Genomic DNA, 20,118 nt, shown 5'->3' on the forward strand with positions numbered 1-20,118 from the left:
CCGGACTACCACTGTCGAGCCTCCGATTCCTGCGGGCTAGCCATTGGCCGCGGTGTACCAGCGGGTGACGTCGTAGCCGGCGTCGTAGCGGGCGAACCATTCCCGGGCCAGGGCGGGCAGCTTTTCGCGAGCGGGGTTGTGGTTGGGGAGCTGGCTGCGCGCAACGCCGCACGCCGCGGCCAGCAACTCGCGCTGCCGCATGTGCGCATAGGGGCTGACCGACGGCCCGTAGTCGGGCGCGTCGACGAACGGGAGCCTGCGCAGCAGCGCCTTTCGCCACCCGCGCTCGCCCAGCAGCGACAGCGCGTCGACCTTTCGTTCCGCCAGCGGGACGTGCTTGTTGAAGCCCGTGGCCGCCTCGCGCATCGCCAGGCCGACGTGGTTGAACACCGACGGCGCCACCCGCAGCCGATACCACGGGTTTTTGACGACGGCGTCGTAGATCATCAGCGCCGAGCTGCGGTGCTCGAGTTCCTCGACGAAATGCCAGATGAACAGCGACGCGACGCGATCGTCGCCGGGCGCGAACAGGGTGTCGGCGTTGTCGAGCATCATCGTGAACGACGGCGTGAACGTCGCCTCGAGGTCGGCGGTGTAGGCCAGCCGGTACTTCAACGGCTTGGTGGCGGTCAGCTTGTCGAACAACGCGACGACCGCATCGAGGGTCTCCTTGAGCGCGGGGTAGCTCTTGATCAGGCCCTTGGCGTGCTGGCGGTGCGCCATGCAGTGCTGGCCCTCCTGGCGCACGAACGCCCGGGCCTCCTCGGCGACCGCCGGGTCGGTGATGTGCGGCATGGCCTCGGGGACCATGGCGCTGATCATCTTCTCGAACGCGATCGCCAGAAACGACAACGCATTGGCCGCGCAGGAGAACGCCGGATTGGACTCATTCCACAAGAACGGGACGTCATAGTCGGCGAACGCGAATCGCATCTTCCGCACATGCAGATTCGTCATCTGAATTGCACCTCGATTTCCACAAACCTTCCCGGCTGGCCGACGTGACACGCGAATCGTACGCTCAACCGCAGCTCAAACAAGATGAGTGCGACCCGTCGCGCGCGGGGATCCGGTGTTGGACGAAATTGTTCACGGTATTGGAGTCGGGACTTTAGTCTGTCGCCATGATTGCCAACCGACGCTGTGCCGCGAAGCGCCCCGCGGGAGCTTCCTTTCGCCGGGCGGGACGGGTCGCTCGAACCCTCTTGGTGACGCGTGCCGCCGGCGTCGGGTTCAATCGCGCCGCGCCGGTGACATCGAGCGCGGGGCCGCGCCGGTGACGGGCGCTGCGCGGTCCGGTCCGCCGGGCCGCCCGGTCGCGCTGTTCGTCGTGGGCTTCGGGCGATCCGGCACGTCGGCGCTCGCGCGGGTGCTGTCGCTGTGCGGCGCGGCGCTGCCACCCGGGCTGCTCGGCGCCACCACGGACAATCCGCGCGGCTATTGGGAGCCGCGCGCGGCCATCCATCTCGACGAGGTCATCCTGCGCAGCCGCGGCAGCTCGGGGTACGACATCTCCCTCCGCACGCAGGAGGAGGGCGCGTTCGACGCCGGGACGAACGCCGCCTGGATCGACAAGATCAGGGCGTACCTCGCCGCGTTGCCGGCCGCGCCGCTGGTGGTCATCAAGGAACCGAAGATGACGGCGCTGTCCGGCCTGTGGTTCGAGGCGGCGCGGCGGGCCGGGTTCGACGTCGCGACCGTGGTCGCGGTGCGCCACCCGCAAGAGGTCATCGGGTCGCTGGCCAAACGCGCCGGCCGGCAGAACTACGTCCAGGACTCCCCGGAGCTGACGATGGCCTGGTGGCTGAAGTACTCGCTGCTGGCCGAGCGGAATACGCGCGGCGTTCCGCGCGTGTTCGTCGAGTACGCCAACCTCATGGAGGACTGGCGCCGGGAGGTCAAGCGGATCTCCCTGGCGCTCGCGGTCGACCTCAACAGCCGCGACGAGGCCGCGGTCGACGACTTCCTGACGACCGATCTGCGGCATCACCGCAATCGGGGCGCGGTCACCGAGCCTTTCGGCTCGGACTGGATTTCGGCGACCTACGAGGCGCTGAGCGCGGCCGCGCGCGACGAGCCGTGGGACGAGTCGGTGCTCGACCGGGTCTACGACGAGTACCACGCGGGCGAGCGCGGCTTCCGCACGGCGTTCGGCGACTTCGACCGCTACCGCAAGCTGAACCGGTTCATGCGGCCGGCGATGATGAGGCTCAGCCTCGAGCTGCTCGCAGTGGTGCACCGGCGCAAGGGAACGTGGGCGTGACGGAATGAAACTTGTGCTGGCTTTCTACGGGACCCGCGGCGACGTCGAGCCCGGCATCGCCGTCGGGCGCGAACTGCTGCGCCGCGGCCACGACGTGCACATGGCCGTCCCGCCCGACCTGATCGGCTTCGCCGAGTCGGTGGGGCTCACGGCGACCGCCTACGGACCGGACAACCAGGCCTGGCTGGAGGTGACGCGCGACTTCTGGAAGCGCTTCTTCCGCAACATCTTCCGGTTCGGCGAGCTGAAGAGGTTGCTGCGCGAATCGCGCGAGCCCGGCACCCGGGCCTGGGGGGAGATGAGCACGACGCTGACGTCGCTGGCCAACGGGGCCGATCTCCTGTTGACCGGGATGAGCTACCAGGAGCTCGCGGTCAACGTCGCCGACTATTGCGACGTTCCGCTGGCCACGCTGCTGTGGTTCCCGGTCCGGGTCAACGGCCACATCGTGACGGCGGCGCCGGCGCCGGTGATCCGCGCGGCGATGCGGCTCTACGAGCGGCTGGTGTGGCGCGGGGTGCGCAAGGTCGAGAACGCGCAGCGCGCGGAGCTGGGTCTGCCGACGGCGACGGCGCCCGCGCCGCGACGGATCGCCGAGCGCGGGGCGCTGGAGATCCAGGCCTACGACGAGGTGTGCTTTCCCGGGCTGGCCGAGGAGTGGGCGCACTGGAACTCCCCGGGCTCGCCCCGAAGACCGTTCGTCGGCACGCTGACGCTGGAGTCGCCCACCGAGGCCGACGCGGAGGTCGCGGCGTGGATCGCGGCGGGAAAGCCGCCGATCTTCTTCGGGTTCGGCAGCATCCCGGTCGACTCCGCGGCCGACACGGTCGCCATGATCGCCGGGGCCTGCGCGCAGCTGGGGGAGCGGGCGCTGATCGGCGCGGGCTGGAGCGACTTCAGCGACGTCCCGGAGTTCGAGCACGTCAAGGTGGTGGGCGCGGTGAACTACGCGGCGATCTTCCCGTCCTGCCGCGCCGTGGTGCACCACGGCGGTGCGGGCACCACCGCGGCGGGCCTGCGCGCCGGGGTGCCCACGCTGATCCTCTGGATGGCCGACGTCCAGCTGATCTGGGGATCGGCGGTCAAGCGGCTGAAAGTCGGCACGGCCCGGCGCTTTTCGAGCGCCACCGAGAAGACGCTCGTCGCCGACCTGCGCACCATCCTCGCCCCGGGCTACGCCACCCGCGCCCGCGAGGTCGCCGCCCGGATGACCCGGCCCGCCGACAGCGTCGCCGCCGCGGCCGATCAGGTGGAAGGCTTCGCCCGCCTCGAGCGGGTCGGCTGATCGGCCGCCGGCTCAGCCGTTGATGCCGTGGGCCAGCATCGAGACCCCGAGCACCGCGAGCACCGCCACCAGCAGCTGCCTGCGGTGCGCCGAGGCCCAGTTGTGCAGGACCCGCAGTGCCGCTTGGGTTTTCGCCGGGGTGGCCAGGTAGCTGACGAGGATGGTCTCGACCACCGCGAGCATCCCGACGACGTAGCCGACGGCGGCGACGACCTGCGTGTGGATCGCGGCGCCCGACGCCACGATGATCGCGAGCGCGAAGACGATCACGTCGGGCGCCGGCCCCACCAGCAGGCCGATCACCCAGGCCACCCACAGGGAACCCTTCTCCCACGCGGTGCCCAAGCGCCCGAGCAGCCCGCGGATCGTCGATCCGGCCTCGCCCGGGGCCGCCTCGGCGGGCTCGTCGGGCGGGCGAGTCGGATCCGCCGGCGCGGTGCGGCGGCGCCGCAGTGAGTGCGCCGTCAGCACCGCGGCCGCCGACAGCGCGAGCACACCCAGGCCGATCTGGATGTGGCGGACGGTGGGGCTCGCGGTCGGGGTCGCCCAGTCGTGGGTGAAGGTCCGCAGGACCGGCGTGAAGTGCAACACCAGCAGCGGAACCACCAGGGCGGGGATGCCCACGGTCAGGCTGCCGAGCCAGTAGGCGAACAGGCTGTGCACCGGCCGCGGCGCGGAGCTCACCAGAAGCGTGACGCCGAGCCGCACCGGATTGAGCATCCCCACCAGCGCCAGCACCAGCAGCGAGGTCCACACCGCCGGAAGACTACCGACACCGCCGCGGCCCGCCGGGCAGGCGTGAAAATCGACGTTTGCGAATCGTGCCGAACCCCTACCGAAACGCTATTAGACATGCGTAATGTACGGAAACTGACGCCAAGACTTACCCGAGGTATCCCTTAGCGACAGGAAGCCCAGATGTCGTCGTACCTGACCGCGACCGTGGAGGCATTGACCACCGCCTCGTCGAACTTGGCCGGGGTCGGCGAGGCGATCCGGGCGGCCGAGGCGGCGGCGGCGCCGGCGACGACGTCGGTGGTCAGCGCGGCCCAGGACGAGGTGTCGGCGGCGATCGCGAAATGGTTCGGCAGCTACGCGCAGGAGTACCAGGCGCTGAGCGCCCAGGCGGCGACGTTTCACGCTCAATTCGTGCAGGCGCTGACCGGCGCGGGTGGCGCATACGCGGCCGCCGAGGCGGCCAACGTTTCGCCGCTGCAAGCCTTCGAGCAGAACCTGATGGCGGTGGTCAACGCGCCCACCGAGATCCTGCTGGGCCGCCCGCTGATCGGGGACGGCGCCAACGCGACGGCGGCGGGCGGCAACGGCGGCGCGGGCGGGCTGTTGTGGGGCAGCGGCGGCGACGGCGCGGCCGGCGCGGCCGGGCAGAACGGCGGTAACGGCGGGTCGGCGGGCCTGTTCGGCCACGGCGGGGCCGGCGGAGCCGGCGGGGCGGCGACCACGCCCGGCGCGGCCGGTGGCAACGGCGGCGCGGGTGGCGCCGGCGGCTGGCTGGGCGGCGGCTCCGGCGGGGCAGGTGGGGCCGGGGGCGCCGGCGCGCCCGGCCTGGCCGGCCAGACCGGTGGGGCCGGCGGGGCGGGCGGCGGCGGCGGGTGGGACCAGCAACTCCTGCTGGGCACCGGCGGCGCCGGTGGGGCCGGCGGCGCCGGGGCGACCGGCGGGGCCGGCGCGGCGGGCGGTGCCGGCGGAGCGGGTGGCACCGGTGGCGCCGCGAACGGCATCTTGAGCACCGGCGGCGCCGGCGGCAGTGGCGGGGCCGGCGGCGCCGGGCCCGCCGGAGCGGCCGCGCCGAACGACGGCTCCGGCGCCAGCGGCGGCAACGGCGCGGGCGGTGGGATCGGCGGGGCCGGCGGCGTGGGCGGCGCCGCCAACGGGATCCTGGGCGCCGGCGGGGCCGGCGGTCACGGCGGCGTGGGCGGGGCCGGCGGTGCGGGCGGGGCCGGCGGCGCCGGCGCGACGGGGGTGTCCGGGGTGAACAACGGCGCCGGCATCACCGGCGGCGACGGCGGCAGCGGCGCCTCCGGCGGCGCCGGCGGCGCCGGGGGCAACGGCGGCACCGCCGCGTTCGGCCGGCCGGGCGCCAACGGCAGCGGCGGCAACGGCGGCGACGGCGGCGGCGCCGGAACGCCCGGCGACGGCGGCAACGGCGCGCCCGGGGTCGACGGCGTGGCCGGCTCCGGCGGAGTTGCCGGCGCCGGCGGCGACGGCGGCGACGGCGGCAACCTGGGCACCGACGGCCGCGGCGGCCTCGGCGGCAACCCCGGCCACACCCCCGACGGGACACCCGGCGCCGCCGGCGCCAATGGCAGCAACGCCGTGTCCGTGGTGACGGCCGGCAACGGCGGCAGCGGCGGGACCGGCGCCAACGCGGCCGCGGGCTCCGGCGCGAGCGGCGGCAACGGCGGCAACGGCGGCGCCGGCGGCTCGAACGGCAACGGCGGCGCCGGCGGTCACGGCGGCGGCGGTGACGGCAGCGGCAATGGCGGCAACGGCGGCAGCGGCGGCTCCGCATACAACCATGGCGCCGCCGACGCCACCGGCGGCACCGGCGGCGACGGCGGGGACGGCGGCGCGACCGGCAACGGCGGCAACGGCGGCGCGGGCGGCGACGCGCGCATCTTCACCGGCACCTCCACGGCCACCGCGACCTCCGGCAACGGCGGCAACGGCGGCGGCGGCGTCAACGGCGGCAACGGCGGCAACGGCGGCTATGTGCTCCACGACGGGACCGGGAACGTCAGCGCGGGCGACGGCGGCGACGGCGGCAACGGCAGCGCCGGCTACGGCGGAACCGGCGGCAACGGCGGCGGCGTGGAAATCAACAACGCCACCTCCGCCGTCACCGCCACCGGCGGCACCGGCGGTGGCGGCGGTGCCGGCATCGATAACGGTCCCCTGGGCTCCCTGGCGCCCCACGGCCGCGGCGGTTCCGGCGGCAACGTGACCATCGACAGCAGCTTCGCGCGGGCGAATGCCATCGGCGGCCAGGGCGGCGCCGGGGGCAACGCCACCGGCGCGACCGGCAGCGCCGGGGGCGGCGGCGCGGGTGGCAACGCGATCAACCACGGCTGGGGCGCAGCCGCCGGAGGCGCCGCCGGCACCGGCGGCACCGGCTTCAACGGCGGGTCGGGCGGCAACGGCGGTTCGGCGTACAGCTGGGGAACCAGCGCCGTCACCGGCGCCGACGGCGCGGCGGGCACCAACGGCAGCGGCGGCGCCGGCGGGGCCGGCGGGTCCGGTGGCGCCGCGTTCGTCTACCAGGGCGCCTCGATCGCCGACGTCACCGCCGGCGCCGGCGGGCGCGGCGGCGACGGCATCATCGGCGGGCGCGGCGGCTCCGGCGGTTCGGTGTACGACTACGGAATCGGCAACGTCACCGCCGGCGCCGGGGCGGCCGGCGGCAACGGCAGCGCCGGGTCGGGCGGGGCCGGCGGCTCGGGCGGCAGCGCATACGTCTTCGGCGCCTCCTCCACGGTCGACGCCGTCGGCGCCGCCGGCGGGGCGGGCGGCACCGGCACCGGCGCCGCCAGCTACGGCGGGTCCGGCGGCAACGGCGGCGTGGCGGTCACCTTCGGCAGCGGAAACGCCGTCGGCGGCACCGCCGGGGCCGGCGGGGCCGGCGTCAACGGCGGCAACGGCGGCAACGGGGGGTCGGCGTACAGCTACGGGATCGGGACCGCCACCGGCGCCGAGGGCGCGGCCGGCGTCAGCGGCAACGGCGGCGTGGGCGGCTCCGGCGGGTCGGGCGGCGGCGGGTTCGTCTACCAGAGCGCGTCGACGGCCGACGCCACCGCGGGCGGCGGCGGGATCGGCGGCGACGGCACGTTCGGCGGCAGCGGCGGCAAGGGCGGCGCGGCCTACAACTACGGCACCGGAAACGTCGTCGCCGGCGGCGGCGGGGTGGGCGGCACCGGCACCAGCGGCTTCGGCGGCGCGGGCGGCGCCGGCGGCACCGCGCTGACCAACAACAGCGCGTCGCCGGTCACGCCGGTCGGGGGCACGGGCGGGACCGGCGGCCAGGGCTATTACGGCGGCGCCGGCGGCGCCGGGGGCGGCGCCGACGTCCTCGGCGGCTCCTCCACCGTCGAGGCCCTCGGCGGCATCGGCGGGACCGGCGGCACCGGCACCGGCGTCCTGGGCTTCGGCGGGACCGGCGGGTCCGGCGGCACCGCGATCAACTTCGGCGCCGGCGACGCCATCGGCGGCGCTCCCGGCGACGGCGGCGCGGGCGTGCGGGGCGGCGGCGGCGGCAACGGCGGCGCGGCCTACAACTACGGGACCGGAAACGCCACCGCGGCCGACGGGGCCGCCGGGACGGGCGGCAGCGGCGGCGCCGGCGGGTCAGGCGGCAACGGCGGGGCGGCGTACATCTACAACAACGCCTCCGCGGGCAGCGCCGCCGGCGGCGGCGGCGGGACGGGCGGCGACGGCACCCTCGGCGGCGGCGGCGGTTCCGGCGGCGCGGCCTACACCCTCGGAACCGTGACCGCCACCGGCGGTGACGGGGGCGGCGGCGGCAACAGCTCGGCGGCGTCGGTCAACGGCGGCGCCGGCGGCGCCGGCGGCGACGCCACCGGTTACGTCGCCCCCGTCGCCGGCGACGGCGGCGCCGGGGGTTCGGGCGGCCCGGGCGGGTCGACGGGTTCGCCCGGCACCGACGGCACCGCGGGGCCGCCCTAGCCGGTCCTGGGCGGTCGCCGGGGCGCGCCGACAGCGTCTAATCGGCCCCGGATCTTGGAATAGTTTCGAATACTCTTCAACACGCGTCCAATGGATGTTTAGACTCAGCGCCGAAGTGCCGGCATGCGAGACAGGGGCAATTTTGACCATCACCGATCACGACGTCCGATCGCTCTACCTCGACCTGCTGCGGCGCAACCTCACCCGGTTCGGGATGCACGAGCGCATGCCGTCGCAGTGGCCGCTGCGGCGCCGGGTGCTCTTCAAGGCCGTCAACACCCTGACCCCGATGCTGCGGGGGATGAACACGTCGGAGCAGAGCAAACGGGAATTGGGCCTGGACTGGCCCGCCGAGGCCGAGACGATGATCGGGATGCAGCGGCTCACCAGCCTGCAGAACTGCGTCGAGACCGTCCTGGCCGAGGACATCCCGGGCGACCTGATCGAATGCGGGGTGTGGCGCGGCGGGGCCTGCATCCTGATGCGCGCGGTGCTGGCGGCCTACGGGGACACGTCGCGATCGGTGTGGCTGGCCGATTCGTTCCAGGGCGTGCCGCGCTCGGATCCGGCGAACTACAAGGCCGACAAGGGGATCAGGGCGGACTTCGCGGCCGGCATCCTGGGCGTGTCCGAAGCCGAGGTCAAGGCGAACTTCGAGCGCTACGGCCTGCTGGACGATCGGGTGCGCTTCCTACCCGGCTGGTTCAAGGACACCCTGCACGACGCCCCGATCGAGCGCATCGCCGTGCTGCGCCTCGACGGCGATTTGTACGAATCCACCATCCAGGCGCTCGACGCGCTCTACCCGCGGCTGTCACCGGGCGGTTATTGCATCGTCGACGACTACCAGGCCGTCAAGGCCTGCGAGCAGGCCGTCACCGACTACCGCGCCAAACACGGCATCACCGCGGACATCGCCGACATCGACGGCACGGGAGTCTTGTGGCGCAAATAGGCCCGACCCGGCGCAGCGTCCGTCGCGCCCGTGCCTGACGGCATGCGGATCGGGATCCTGGGCGCGGCGCGCATCGCGCCGCTGGCGCTGATCAGCCCGGCCCGCAACCACGCCGAGGTGACCGTCGCCGCCGTCGCCGCGCGCGACGCGTCGCGCGGGCGCGCGTTCGCGGCCAAGCACGGCATCGAGCGGGTGCACGACAGCTACGACGCGCTGCTCGCCGATGCGGACCTCGACGCCGTCTACAACCCGCTGCCCAACGGGTTGCACGGCAGGTGGACCCGGGCCGCGATCGCCGCGGGCAAGCACGTGCTGTGCGAAAAGCCCTTCACCGCCAACGCCGCCGAGGCCCGCGAGATCGCCGGGCTGGCCGCCGAGTCCGACCGGGTGGTGATGGAGGCGTTCCACTACCGCTATCACCCGCTGGCCCTGCGGGTCGAGGAGATCATCGCCTCCGGGGAGCTGGGGGAGCTGCAGCGGGTGGAGGCCGGCATGTGCTTCCCGCTGCCGAAGTTCTCCGACATCCGCTACGACTACGCCCTGGCCGGCGGCGCGACCATGGACGCCGGCTGCTACGCCGTGCACATGGTCCGCACCTTCGGCGGCTCGACGCCGAAGGTCGTTTCCGCACGGGCGAAACTGCGCGATCCCCGGGTGGACCGGGCCATGTCGGCCGAGCTGGAGTTTCCCGGCGGGCACACCGGCGCGATCCGCTGCTCGATGTGGTCGAGGGACCTGTTGCGGCTGAGCGCCCGGGTGATCGGGGACCGCGGCGAGGTGCGGGTGCTCAACCCGGTGACACCCCAGATTTTCCACCGGCTCTCGGTCCGCTCGGCCGGCGGCAAGCGGGTGGAGCGCTTCGGCCGGCGCGCCTCGTACGCGTATCAGCTGGACGCCTTCGCCGCCGCGGTGCTGCGCGGCGAACCGGTGCGGACGACGCCGGAGGACGCGGTGGAGAACATGACCGTCATCGACGCGATCTACGCCGCCGCCGGCCTGCCGCTGCGCGAGCCGGCCTGAACTCAGGAGGCGAAATGCGCCTCGTCGACGTGGGCGGCCACCCGCAGGGCGTTGGCCGCGACCGTCAGGCTCGGGTTCAGCCCGGCGCTGGACGGGAAGAACGAGGTGTCCACCACGTAGAGGTTGTCCACCTCGTGGGCCCGGTTGTGCCCGTCGAGCACGCTGGTGGCGGGATCGGTGCCGAACCGGCAGGTGCCGCAGACGTGGCCCAGGTTCGCGTTGTCCTTGCCGCTGCCCAGGCTGATCGTGCGAAACGGCGCCAGCACGTCCTTGAGGTGTCCCAAAAACGTTGCGCGGCGCTCGATTTCGCTGGCGTGCAGGCGGTATTGGATGCGCAGCCGCTGGCGGCCGTCGGCGTCGGGCCGGCCCGGCGCCATGACGCGGTTGTCCAGGTACGGCAGGTCTTCGGTCATCGCCGCCAGCACCAGCCCGCCGGTGAAGAACCGCTCGTACACCCGGCGCACCGCCGGGCTCATCACGCGCAGCCCCTTGCCCCGCCAACCGGGCCGGTTGGTCAGCCACTCCATCGGCGGTATGGCGCCGAACGACTGCACGGTGCCGTACTTCTGGCCCTCGTGGAAATAGAAGTCGTTGAGCCCGATCTCCTTGTTGGCGGCCGTGACTCTGGCGCCGTCCTGCGGCCAGACCTCGATCGGGTCGAGCAGGTGACGCATCAGGTTGCGGCCCACCACGTCCGAGCCGTTGGCCAGCCCGTTGGGCCAGTCGCCCGACCGGGAATTGAGCAACAGGACGGGGGTGACCAGCGCGCCGGCGGCCAGCACCACCACCTTGGCGCGCAGCGCCAGTGTGCCCGAGCGATGTTCGCAGATCACCCGCCGCACCGCCGCGCGGTCGGCCTCCAGGCGCAGCACCCGGCACTCGGTGAGCAGGGCGGCGCCGTGCTCGGCGAGGGCCGGCGCGACGGCGTTGCGGGCGGCGTCGTTCTTGCACGACCGCGGGCAGAGGTAGGTCTGGCAGGTGGTGCAGCCGTCGGTGTAGTCGCAGGCCATCGGCAGGTGATAGGGATGCAGGCCGCGGCCCGCCAGATAGTCGACCAGCGGCTGGTTGTCCGCCGAAAACGGCGGCGCCGCAGGCAGGTTGACGTCGGCCGCCTCCGGGCGCAGCGGGTCGGGCTGGCCGCGCACCCCCAGCAGTTTCTCGGCCTCGGCGTACCACGGCCGCATCTGGTCGTAGGTGACCGGCCACGCCTCGGGCACGGTGGAGTCGCCGGGGTCGCGAAAGTTCTGCCGCGGGGTGAAATCGCGAACGAAAAATCGCTCGCAGACCATGCCGTACAGTGCCGACGACCCGCCCGTCCCGCCGCCGATGAACGGCGTGAACCGCTTCGGGGAGCGCTTGCTGATGTCCTCGATCTCGTCGGTGCAGCGGCCGGCGCGGGCCAGGGCGTCGTAGTAGGTCTGCGCCGAACGGGCCGCCAGCGGCTCGGCGAGCTCGGGCATCGCGGAGCGGATGGTGCCCGGCGTCCCGGGCAGCGTCGAGCGGCCCTTCTCGACGAACAGCACCCGCCGGCCCGACCGCGCCAGCCGGTAGCCCAGCATCCCGCCACCCATGCCGGTGCCGACGACGATCACGTCCCAGGTGACGCGTTCGGCCTCGCGCGCGTCCAATTCGCCGTCAGCCAACATCGAGCTCCTCAGCATGGTGGTCCAAAGCCGGGCCACGATGGTCGGAGAACCGGTAATAATGACCGGTGCCCCTGAAGTTAAGCATGTGCACAATAACGGAAGGCCAAGACCGCAGATGAGAGTTGTGCTGTCCTCCTACGGAAGCCGCGGCGACGTCGAGCCTTCCATCGTGGTGGGCCGCGAGCTGCTGCGCCGGGGCCACGAGGTGCGCATGGCCGTGCCGCCCAACCTGGTCGGGTTCACCGAGGCGGCCGGGCTCGAGGCCGTCGCCTACGGGCTGGATTCGCGGCCGATCGTGGAACTGCAGCGCAATTACTGGACGTGTTACTTCCGCACCCCCTGGCGGCTCCGGGAGCTGAACCGGATGGGCCGCGAGACCGAGGAGTTCGCCACCCGGTGCTGGGCGGAGATGACCACCACGCTGAAGCCGCTGGCCGACGGGGCCGACCTGCTGACCGCCGGCCTGATTTTCGAGCAGCCGGCCGTCAACGTCGCGGAGTGCTACGACATCCCGCTGGCCACGCTGCACTTTTTCCCGGTGCGCGCCCACGGCCAGCTGCTGCGGTTTTTGCCGTCCCGGCTGACCCGCGCCGCGATGGCGGCCAACGACTGGCTGGTGTGGCGGGGGACCAAGAAGCGCGAGGACGCGCAGCGCCGCGAACTCGGCCTGCCGAAGGCGACGGCGCCCGCCCCGCGGCGCGTCGCCGACCGCGGCTCGCTGGAGATCCAGGCCTACGACGAGGTGTGCTTCCCCGGGCTGGCCGCCGAATGGTCGAACTGGAACGGGCACGGGTCGCACCAACGGCCCGCCCGACGGCCCTTCGTCGGCGCGCTGACGATGGAACTGCCGACGCCCGCCGACGACGAGGTCCTGTCGTGGATCGCCGCGGGCACGCCGCCGATCTGCTTCGGGTTCGGCAGCATCCCGGTGGAATCGCCCGCCGACACGATCGCGATGATCGGCGCGGCCTGCGCGCGGCTGGGCGAGCGGGCGCTGGTGTGCGCCGGCCTGAGCGACTTCGCCGCCGTCCCGCAATTCGAGCACGTCAAGGTGGTGCCCGCGGCCAACTACGCGGCGGTCTTTCCCGCCTGCCGCGCCGTCGTGCACCACGGCGGTGCGGGCACGCTGGCCGCCGCGCTGCGCGCCGGGGTCCCGTCGCTGATCCTGTGGACGCTGCCCGACCAGCCGCTGTTCGGCGCCGCGGTCAAACGCCTGAAGGTGGGCACCGCCCGGCGCTTTTCCAGCACCACCGAGAAGTCGCTGGTCGCCGACCTGCGCGCCGTCCTCGACCCGCGATGCCTGGCCCGGGCGCGCGAGCTCGCCCCGCGGATGACCCAACCCGCCGACAGCGTCGCGATCGCCGCCGACCTCGTCGAGGACTTCGCCCGGCTCAGCCGCGTCGGCTGATCGGGCCGCGGGCACCAAACCGGTGAATTCTTTGTCCTCGTGAACGGGTGTTGGATAGACTCCCGACGTCAGCCAGGGACGGGAGGCCTGCGATTTCATCTCACCGACGCAAGCGGGGGACCGAAGGGGCTGGGTTCTTCCATGGCTAGAGGCGCGTTCGGACGCAGCGACGCCGAAATCGATCTCCTGGTCCGCGGCATGCGGTCGGGGATCGCCGTCGTCGGCTTCGGCTACATCGGCACGGTGATCGGCGCCGTGCTGGCCGATCGCGGCTGGCCGGTGACCGGCATCGACGTGCGCCAGAGCGTCGTCGACGAGATCAACCTCGGCAAGACCGCCGTGGCCGAGCCGGGGCTGGCCGAGTTGGTGTCCAACAACGTCCGGGTCGGCCGGCTGCGCGCCACCACCGATTTCGCCGCCATCGAGGACAACGACTTCGTCATCGTCAACGTCGGCACCCCGCTGGGTCCGGACTACGAGCCCATCGTCGACGACATCAAGGCCGCGGCGCGCGCCCTGGGCGAGCATCTGCAGCCCGGCCACATCATCATCCTCAAGAGCACGGTGCCGCCCGACACCACCGAAACCCTCGTCCGGCCGATCCTGGAGGAGACCTCGGGGCTGACGGCGGGGGTCGACTTCGGGCTGGCGTTCTGCCCCGAGCGGCTCGCCGAGGGCCAGGCCATCCACGAGCTGACGTCGATCCCGGTCGTGGTCGGCGCCGTCGACGAGCGCAGCGCCCGCGCCTGCGCCACCCTGTGGCGGCACGCCCTGGGCGTGGACTCCGTCATCGTCGACGACCCGCGCACCGCCGAGATGGTCAAGCTCGCCGACAACCTCTGGGTGGACCTCAACGTGGCGCTGGCCAACGAGCTGGCCAAGGTGTGTGACCGGCTGCAGATGGACGCCCTGCAGGTCATCGAGGCCGCCAACACCATGCCCAAGGGCAGCCACCCGGTGAACATCCTGCGGCCGAGCATGGGCGTCGGCGGCTACTGCCTGACCAAGGATCCGTGGTTCGTCAACCACCTGGGCGAGTCCGTCGGCCTCGAGCTGTCCATCCCGCGCACCTCGCGGACCGTCAACGACACGATGCCCGGCTACACCTACGGGCTGCTCACCCAGCTGCTCGACGAGCAGGACAAGCCGATCGGGACCAGCAAGGTCGCGGTGCTGGGCATCGCGTTCAAGAACAACACCGGCGACTGCCGGCTCACGCCGACCAAGTACGTCGTCGCCCTGCTCGAGGAGTCCGGCTGCCAGCTGTCGATCCACGACCCGTGGGTGTCCGACGAGGAGGCGCAGGCGGTGACCAAGATCCCGCTGACCCCCGACATCGAGTCCGCGGTCAAGGACGCCGACGCCCTGGTGGTGCTGGCGGGGCACCGGGAGTTCCACCAGATCCCGCTGGCCCGGCTGGCGGACCTGACGGCGCCGGGGTGCGTTTTCCTCGACGGGCGCAACAGCTTCGATCCGGCGGCGGTGCGCACGGCCGGCTTCGTCTACAAGGGGATCGGCCGCTAGGCGGGCCGATCCTTCTACCTCAACCGCTACGCAGAAACACAAGGGGAATTCATGTCCAATGTCGTCGTGACGGGCGGCTACGGCTTCATCGGTTCGCACCTGGTCTCCGCGCTGTTGGACCGGGGGGACACGGTCACCGTGTTCGACTTCGCCAGGAACACCCGCGACACCGGCCTCGACTTCGACCGCCATCCCAACTTCCGGTTCGTGCAGGGCGACGTCACCGACCTCGGCGCGCTGGAGCGGGCCCTGACGCCCGGCGTCGACACGGTCTTCCACCTGGCCGCGGTCGTCGGGGTCAAGAACTACATGAAGGACCCGCTGCGGGTGCTCGACGTCAACGTCACCGGCACCCGCAACGTCCTCGAGCTGAGCCAGCGGCACGGCACGCGCGTGCTGTTCTCCAGCACGTCGGAGGTGTTCGGGAAGAACCCCAACCCGCCGTTCGCCGAGGACGACGACCGGGTCGTCGGTTCGACGCGGACCGCGCGGTGGAGCTACAGCACCAGCAAGGCCATGGCCGAGCACCTGGTGTTCGCGATGCACACCGCCTACGGGCTGCCGGTGACGGTGGTGCGGTACTTCAACGTGTACGGCCCGCGGCAGAACCCGATCTTCGTGATCTCGCAGACCATCCACCGGATCCTCAACGGCCACAAACCGCTGCTCTTCGACTCCGGCGACCAGAGCCGCTGCTTCACCTACATCGACGACGCCATCGCCGGCACCCTGCTCGCCGCCGACAGCGACGCGGCGATCGGCCAGGCCTTCAACATCGGCAGCATGACCGAGACGACCGTGGGCGAGGTGATCGACCTGGCGATCAAGATCGCCGACGTCGACTCGGTGTCGGGCGCCGAGACCGTGGACACCGCGGCACGCTACGGCGGCCGCTACGAGGACATCCCGCGGCGCATCCCGGACTCCACCAAGGCGCAGCGGGAGCTGGGCTGGCGGTTGCGGGTCGACGTCGAGGAGGGCATCCGCCGCACCATCGACTGGGCGCGCGCCAACCCGTGGTACCTGGAGGGGCCGGCCGGCGACGGCGCGTAGGCGTCTCCCGCGGCCTTTAGGTCACACAAGGACCATGCGTCCCTGGCCGCGGCGGCAACCTGTTTGCGGGCAAATAGCCACATGTCCCCTTGCCGGGGCTGGTGTGACCCCGGTGTGGTTGTAGAGGCTCAGCGGCGCTATCAGGTGCCGGCTACCGCCGGATCAAGAACCCGTTGGGCGCCTGCGTCCAGCCGAATTTCTTTTCCCGCTCCACGTCGTGGGTGTAATCGTTGGGGAATTCTTCCTCGTACGCCTCGATGGCCTCGTACGGGCCGGGTCCCCAGCCCGGAAGCACGGGGTGCCCGTTGAGCATGGAATCCTCCACGACGAGGTAATCGCCGGGCGACAGTAAAGGCCGCAACAGTTTCATCTCGGCCAGCACGTGCGGCATTGAATGGTCGCTGTCGAGGATCGCGAAGATCTTGCCGGGGTGCTCCTTTTTGAGGCCCTCGATCTGCTCGGCAATGGCCGGAACGGTCGACCGCGATTTGACGAACAAAACGTCGGGATCTTGGCGCGCCCGGGGATCTAGCGGCTCGTGGGTGATGTCCACGGTAAGCACCTTGAATGGCTGGCCGATTTGGCGCATCACGTTGGCGAAATACAGCGCCGAACCGCCGGCATTCGTGCCGAACTCGACCACCAGCGAGGGCTTCAGGTTGACCAGGATCTCCTGGTACAGCCACAGGTCGAACGCCGACTTCCAGCAGGTTACGCCCATCCAGGTGGTCTGCTTCCACACCATCGTGTTGAAGTACCACTTGTGGTATTCCTCGGCCTCCGAACCGCTCGGCTCGTACAGATATGGAGCCACGACGCCGCTGAAGAGCCTTCGCCCCAGACCCGACGGTGTCGGCCGTTGTTCGATCAGGCCCGCGGCAATCCGCAGCAGCGAGTTCCTGTCGACAACGCTGGCGCCCGGCGCCGCATTTCCGCGCTTGGATGATTTCGAGGCCTTTAATGCCATGGAATTCCGATCTGTGAGTTCTGGCCATTACCGACGCACCGCCGAATGGTAGCAGCACGCGCCGCGACCGGTTGAGGCTTTTTCGGCGGAATATGCGCGACGAATTGGTGGCGAATCACGGCCCGTGCCATTTACTTCAGCAGGGCCGTCACGCGCGTGGGATCGCTTGTCCCGGCGGGTAATTCGGGCTGCTCGCCGATCCAGTCGAGCAGGGCGCGCAGACCGTCGGCCAGGGCCCACCGCGGGCGCCAGCCCAGCTCGTCGGTCGCGGGCCCGATGTCGCACTGGGCCGCGCGCACGTCGCCGTCGCGGAATTTCGCCACGACGACCGGCTCGGGGGCCCCGCAGATGGTGGCGACCTGCCGCGCCAGCTCATGAATGGTGGTGGGGACGCCGGAGCCGATGTCCACGCAGCGCGGCCGCGGCGCGGGCCCCTCGATCGCGGCGAAGAGCGCGTCGACGACGTCGTCGATGTAGACGAAGTCGCGCACGATCCGCCCGTCCTCGTAGACCTCGAGCGCGCGCCGCTCGCGCGCCAGCCGCGCGAACAGGGCGACGATGCCGGTGTAGGAGTTGGTCAGCGACTGGCCCGGCCCGTACACGTTCTGCAGCCGCAGCACGCTGAGCCTGGTGTCGTGGGCGGCCGCCCAGGAGGCCAGGATGTGCTCCTGGGCGAGCTTGGTGGCGGCGTAGATGTTGGTGGGCCGGGGTTCCGTCGCGCCGGCGCGGCTCGGCAGCGGGACGGCGGCCTCGCCGGTGGGTCCCTGGGGATCCCAGGCGCCGGCCACCAGCTGGGCGTGGCTGCGCGGCGGCGGGTAGAAGAGCTGCGAGCCGGATTGCCAGGCGCCCTCGCCGTAGACGGCCCGCGACGACGCCAGCACGAGTTGCTCGGGCACGTGCGCGCAGCGGCTCAGGCCGTCGAGCAGCTGGGTCGTGCCCACCACGTTGACCGAACCGTGCCGGGTGGCCTCCGCCAGCGACTGCGCCGTGCCCGTCTCGGCCGCCAGGTGCACGACCTGGGCAGGCCGGAACAGCCGGAGCACGGCGTCCCAGTCGGGCGCGTGCGTGACGTCTCCGGTGAACAGCCGCGCCGACGGCGGCAGCGCGACGGCGGCGTGTTCGCCGTGCACCTGCGGGTGCAGGACGTCCATCACGGCGACGTCGTAGCCGGCGTTGACGAGGCGGCGCGCGAGGGCGGAGCCGATGAATCCCGCCCCGCCGGTGATGAGCACGGATGTCGACAAAAGCTGATGCCTCCGGTTTCTCAGTGGGCCAGCGCCCGGTCGGCCAGCGCCCCGACCGCGGGTGCCAACGCGCGCGCGTAGTCGACGGTCAGGTGGTTCTTGTCGAGGTAGACCAGGGTGTTGCCGACGATCGCCGGGCACCGGTCCGGGGTGCAGAACAGGTCGGTGAGGTCGGCGTACTGGCCGCCGCCGGCCTTGGTGGCGGCGGCCTCGGCGGCGATGCCGGCCTGGTTGACCGCGCCGGACCGCGGCGGCGAGCAGGCCGTCGCGTCGTCGAGGTGGCCGGACAGGCAGATCGGCACCACCGATTGGGGGTCGGGGATCGGCCCGAGCACCAGCACCTTGGTACCCAGCCCGCGCAGCTGCTGCACCAGACGGGTCACGCTGTCGATCCACGCCGGGTCGTAGGACGTGAAGCCGGCGGCGTAGCCGTAGCCACTGCCGTAGCGCCGCCACATGCTGACCACCACCAGCCGCGGATGCTCGGCGCGCAGCCGGGCGAGGGCCTGGCCGCGCCACTGCTCGCACTCGGTGTACTCGCGGTGCAGTTGCGGGCTGACGGTGCGCAGGTCCAGCAGCGGGCAGCCCGCCTTGCCCAGCATCCCCAGCCGCCAGTGCCGCTGCTCGGCGGCCTTGCGGAACGCCGGGTGCCACATCGCGGCGTTGGAGTCGCCGACGACGGCGACCGTCGTGCTCGAGGCGGTGTCGGCCGACGCGCACTCGGGCTGCTTGACCTGCCACGCGCTGCGCAGGCAGCCGTTGCGGTACACGTCGGCGAGTTCGGCGGCCGCGTCGGCTACCGGCGGTTGCAGGTTGGACGGGACGGCCCGGAGGTCGGCGGAGGCCGCGACGGCGGCCTGCACCTGGGCGAAGGCCTGGCGCACCGCCGCGTCGTAGGCCTCGGCGGGGGAGCCGGCGGGCACGGGCGCGGCCGTGATGGCCAGCGGCGTAGCGGGGGCGCCGCGCCCGACGGGCGTGGGCACCACGATCAGCAGCACGACGCCCGCGCATACCGCCAGCGCGGTGGCGGCCGCGCCCAGCGCGAGGCTGCCGCGCGCCGAGTTGCGCAGTGGGGTGGCGAAGCGCAGCGGGTTTTCCAGGACGCGCAGGGTAAGCACGGCCAGCCCGCCGGAGAGCAGCGCCGCGGTGACCCGGGCGGCCACGCCCATCGGGTGGCCCATGACGAGGGGCGCGAACACCAGCACCGGCCAGTGCCACAGGTACCAGGAGTAGGAGATCCGGCCGATGGCGCGCATCGGTGCGACGCCCAGCGCCCGCCCGCAGCCCTGGGCGGCGGTGGCGCAGCCGGCGCCGATCACCAGCGCGGCGCCGACCGTGGGCAGCAGCGCGGCCACACCGGGATACAGGGTGGCCGTGCTCAGCCGGGTGCAGGCATACAGGATGACCGCGAGCCCGACCCAGCCGACGATCGCGGCGCCGCGCGGGGAAAGGCGCTGCCACCGGCCTGCGGTCAGCGCGACCAGGCCGCCGGCGGCCAGCTGCCAGGCCCGGGTCGGCAGCGAGAAGAACGCCACGAACGGCGCCCAGTGCGTGGCGGCCAGCGACATCGCGAACGAGAACACCGCAACCAGGGCCAGCACCGCCAGGTAGGGGCGCCGCGAGGCGACCGCCTCGGCGCGGCTGCGCTTGCGCGCCCGGCGGATCAGCCAGGCCGTCCCGAGGATCAGCGGGGGCCACACGAAATAGAACTGCTCCTCGACGCCGAGCGACCAGTAGTGCTGGAACGGCGAGGGCGGCATGTAGGGCGCGGAGTAGTCGACGCCCTGCAGGACGAACCGGTAGTTGCTGACGTAGAGCGCGCTGGCGATGCCGTCGCCGATCGCGGTGCGGGCCTGCAGCGGGGGCAGCAGGATGGCCGCGCCGATCGCGGTCACGATGCCCACGGCGGCCGAGGCGGGCAGCAGCCGCCGGGCCCGGGCGCCGTAGAAGCGGCGCAGCCGCACGGTGCCGGTGCCGCTGGTCTCGCGCCACAGCAGCCCCGTGATCAGGAAGCCGGAGATGACGAAGAAGACGTCGACGCCGACGAACCCGCCG

General features: G+C 72.5%; 14 protein-coding genes. 8 read left to right on the forward strand and 6 right to left on the reverse strand.

Annotation, left to right across the window (positions count from 1 at the left end):
* Positions 1-36 precede the first annotated feature (36 nt).
* Positions 37-957: a metal-dependent hydrolase gene (locus tag AC5Y43_RS03365; protein ID WP_499969307.1), complete on the reverse strand. Its 921-nt coding sequence runs from the start codon at positions 955-957 to the stop codon at positions 37-39.
* Positions 958-1,276: 319 nt separating this feature from the next.
* On the opposite strand from AC5Y43_RS03365, the gene AC5Y43_RS03370 reads away from it, so the two are divergent.
* Both AC5Y43_RS03370 and AC5Y43_RS03375 read left to right on the forward strand, forming a co-directional pair.
* Positions 1,277-2,263, forward strand: coding sequence for a sulfotransferase family protein (locus tag AC5Y43_RS03370; RefSeq protein ID WP_499969309.1), 987 nt, complete (start codon positions 1,277-1,279; stop codon positions 2,261-2,263).
* Between the two features lie 4 nt (positions 2,264-2,267).
* Positions 2,268-3,548 carry a glycosyltransferase gene (locus AC5Y43_RS03375; protein WP_499969311.1) on the forward strand — a complete coding sequence of 427 codons (1,281 nt, stop codon included), beginning with the start codon at positions 2,268-2,270 and terminating at the stop codon, positions 3,546-3,548.
* A 12-nt stretch (positions 3,549-3,560) separates the two neighbouring features.
* Here AC5Y43_RS03375 and AC5Y43_RS03380 read toward each other — a convergent pair whose 3' ends face one another.
* Positions 3,561-4,304, reverse strand: coding sequence for a GAP family protein (locus AC5Y43_RS03380; protein ID WP_499969313.1), 744 nt, complete (start codon positions 4,302-4,304; stop codon positions 3,561-3,563).
* Between the two features lie 162 nt (positions 4,305-4,466).
* Between AC5Y43_RS03380 and AC5Y43_RS03385 the strand changes: the two genes are divergently transcribed.
* The 3 genes from AC5Y43_RS03385 (at position 4,467) to AC5Y43_RS03395 (ending at position 10,221) form a co-directional block, all read left to right on the forward strand.
* Complete coding sequence (locus AC5Y43_RS03385) at positions 4,467-8,246, forward strand: PE family protein (protein WP_499969316.1); 3,780 nt, start codon at positions 4,467-4,469, stop codon at positions 8,244-8,246.
* 148 nt (positions 8,247-8,394) lie between these two features.
* Entirely contained in the window at positions 8,395-9,201 is an 807-nt protein-coding gene (locus AC5Y43_RS03390; protein ID WP_499969428.1) for a TylF/MycF family methyltransferase, read from the forward strand.
* 42 nt (positions 9,202-9,243) lie between these two features.
* Complete coding sequence (locus AC5Y43_RS03395) at positions 9,244-10,221, forward strand: Gfo/Idh/MocA family protein (RefSeq protein ID WP_499969430.1); 978 nt, start codon at positions 9,244-9,246, stop codon at positions 10,219-10,221.
* A 2-nt stretch (positions 10,222-10,223) separates the two neighbouring features.
* Here AC5Y43_RS03395 and AC5Y43_RS03400 read toward each other — a convergent pair whose 3' ends face one another.
* Positions 10,224-11,867 (reverse strand): GMC oxidoreductase, encoded by a 1,644-nt coding sequence (locus AC5Y43_RS03400; RefSeq protein ID WP_499969320.1) that lies wholly within the window; start codon positions 11,865-11,867, stop codon positions 10,224-10,226.
* Positions 11,868-11,982: 115 nt separating this feature from the next.
* On the opposite strand from AC5Y43_RS03400, the gene AC5Y43_RS03405 reads away from it, so the two are divergent.
* The 3 genes from AC5Y43_RS03405 (at position 11,983) to AC5Y43_RS03415 (ending at position 15,852) form a co-directional block, all read left to right on the forward strand.
* Positions 11,983-13,275 (forward strand): glycosyltransferase, encoded by a 1,293-nt coding sequence (locus AC5Y43_RS03405; protein WP_499969323.1) that lies wholly within the window; start codon positions 11,983-11,985, stop codon positions 13,273-13,275.
* Between the two features lie 141 nt (positions 13,276-13,416).
* On the forward strand, positions 13,417-14,799 hold the full coding sequence (locus AC5Y43_RS03410) for a nucleotide sugar dehydrogenase (protein WP_499969325.1): 1,383 nt from the start codon (positions 13,417-13,419) through the stop codon (positions 14,797-14,799).
* Positions 14,800-14,850: 51 nt separating this feature from the next.
* Positions 14,851-15,852, forward strand: coding sequence for an NAD-dependent epimerase/dehydratase family protein (locus tag AC5Y43_RS03415; RefSeq protein ID WP_499969327.1), 1,002 nt, complete (start codon positions 14,851-14,853; stop codon positions 15,850-15,852).
* Positions 15,853-16,003: 151 nt separating this feature from the next.
* Here AC5Y43_RS03415 and AC5Y43_RS03420 read toward each other — a convergent pair whose 3' ends face one another.
* From AC5Y43_RS03420 to AC5Y43_RS03430, 3 genes are all read right to left on the reverse strand, one after another.
* A complete protein-coding gene (locus AC5Y43_RS03420) occupies positions 16,004-16,693 on the reverse strand; it encodes a rhamnosyl O-methyltransferase (RefSeq protein ID WP_499969432.1) in 690 nt (229 codons plus the stop codon).
* A gap of 257 nt (positions 16,694-16,950) precedes the next feature.
* The gene (locus tag AC5Y43_RS03425; RefSeq protein ID WP_499969434.1) at positions 16,951-18,051 is read right to left on the reverse strand and encodes an NAD-dependent epimerase/dehydratase family protein; all 1,101 of its coding nucleotides are present in this window, start codon (positions 18,049-18,051) and stop codon (positions 16,951-16,953) included.
* 32 nt (positions 18,052-18,083) lie between these two features.
* A partial coding sequence (locus AC5Y43_RS03430) for an acyltransferase family protein (protein ID WP_499969329.1) occupies positions 18,084-20,118 on the reverse strand: 2,035 nt, incomplete at its 5' end.

The sequence above is a fragment of the Mycobacterium sp. NGS57 genome, assembly GCF_059812405.1.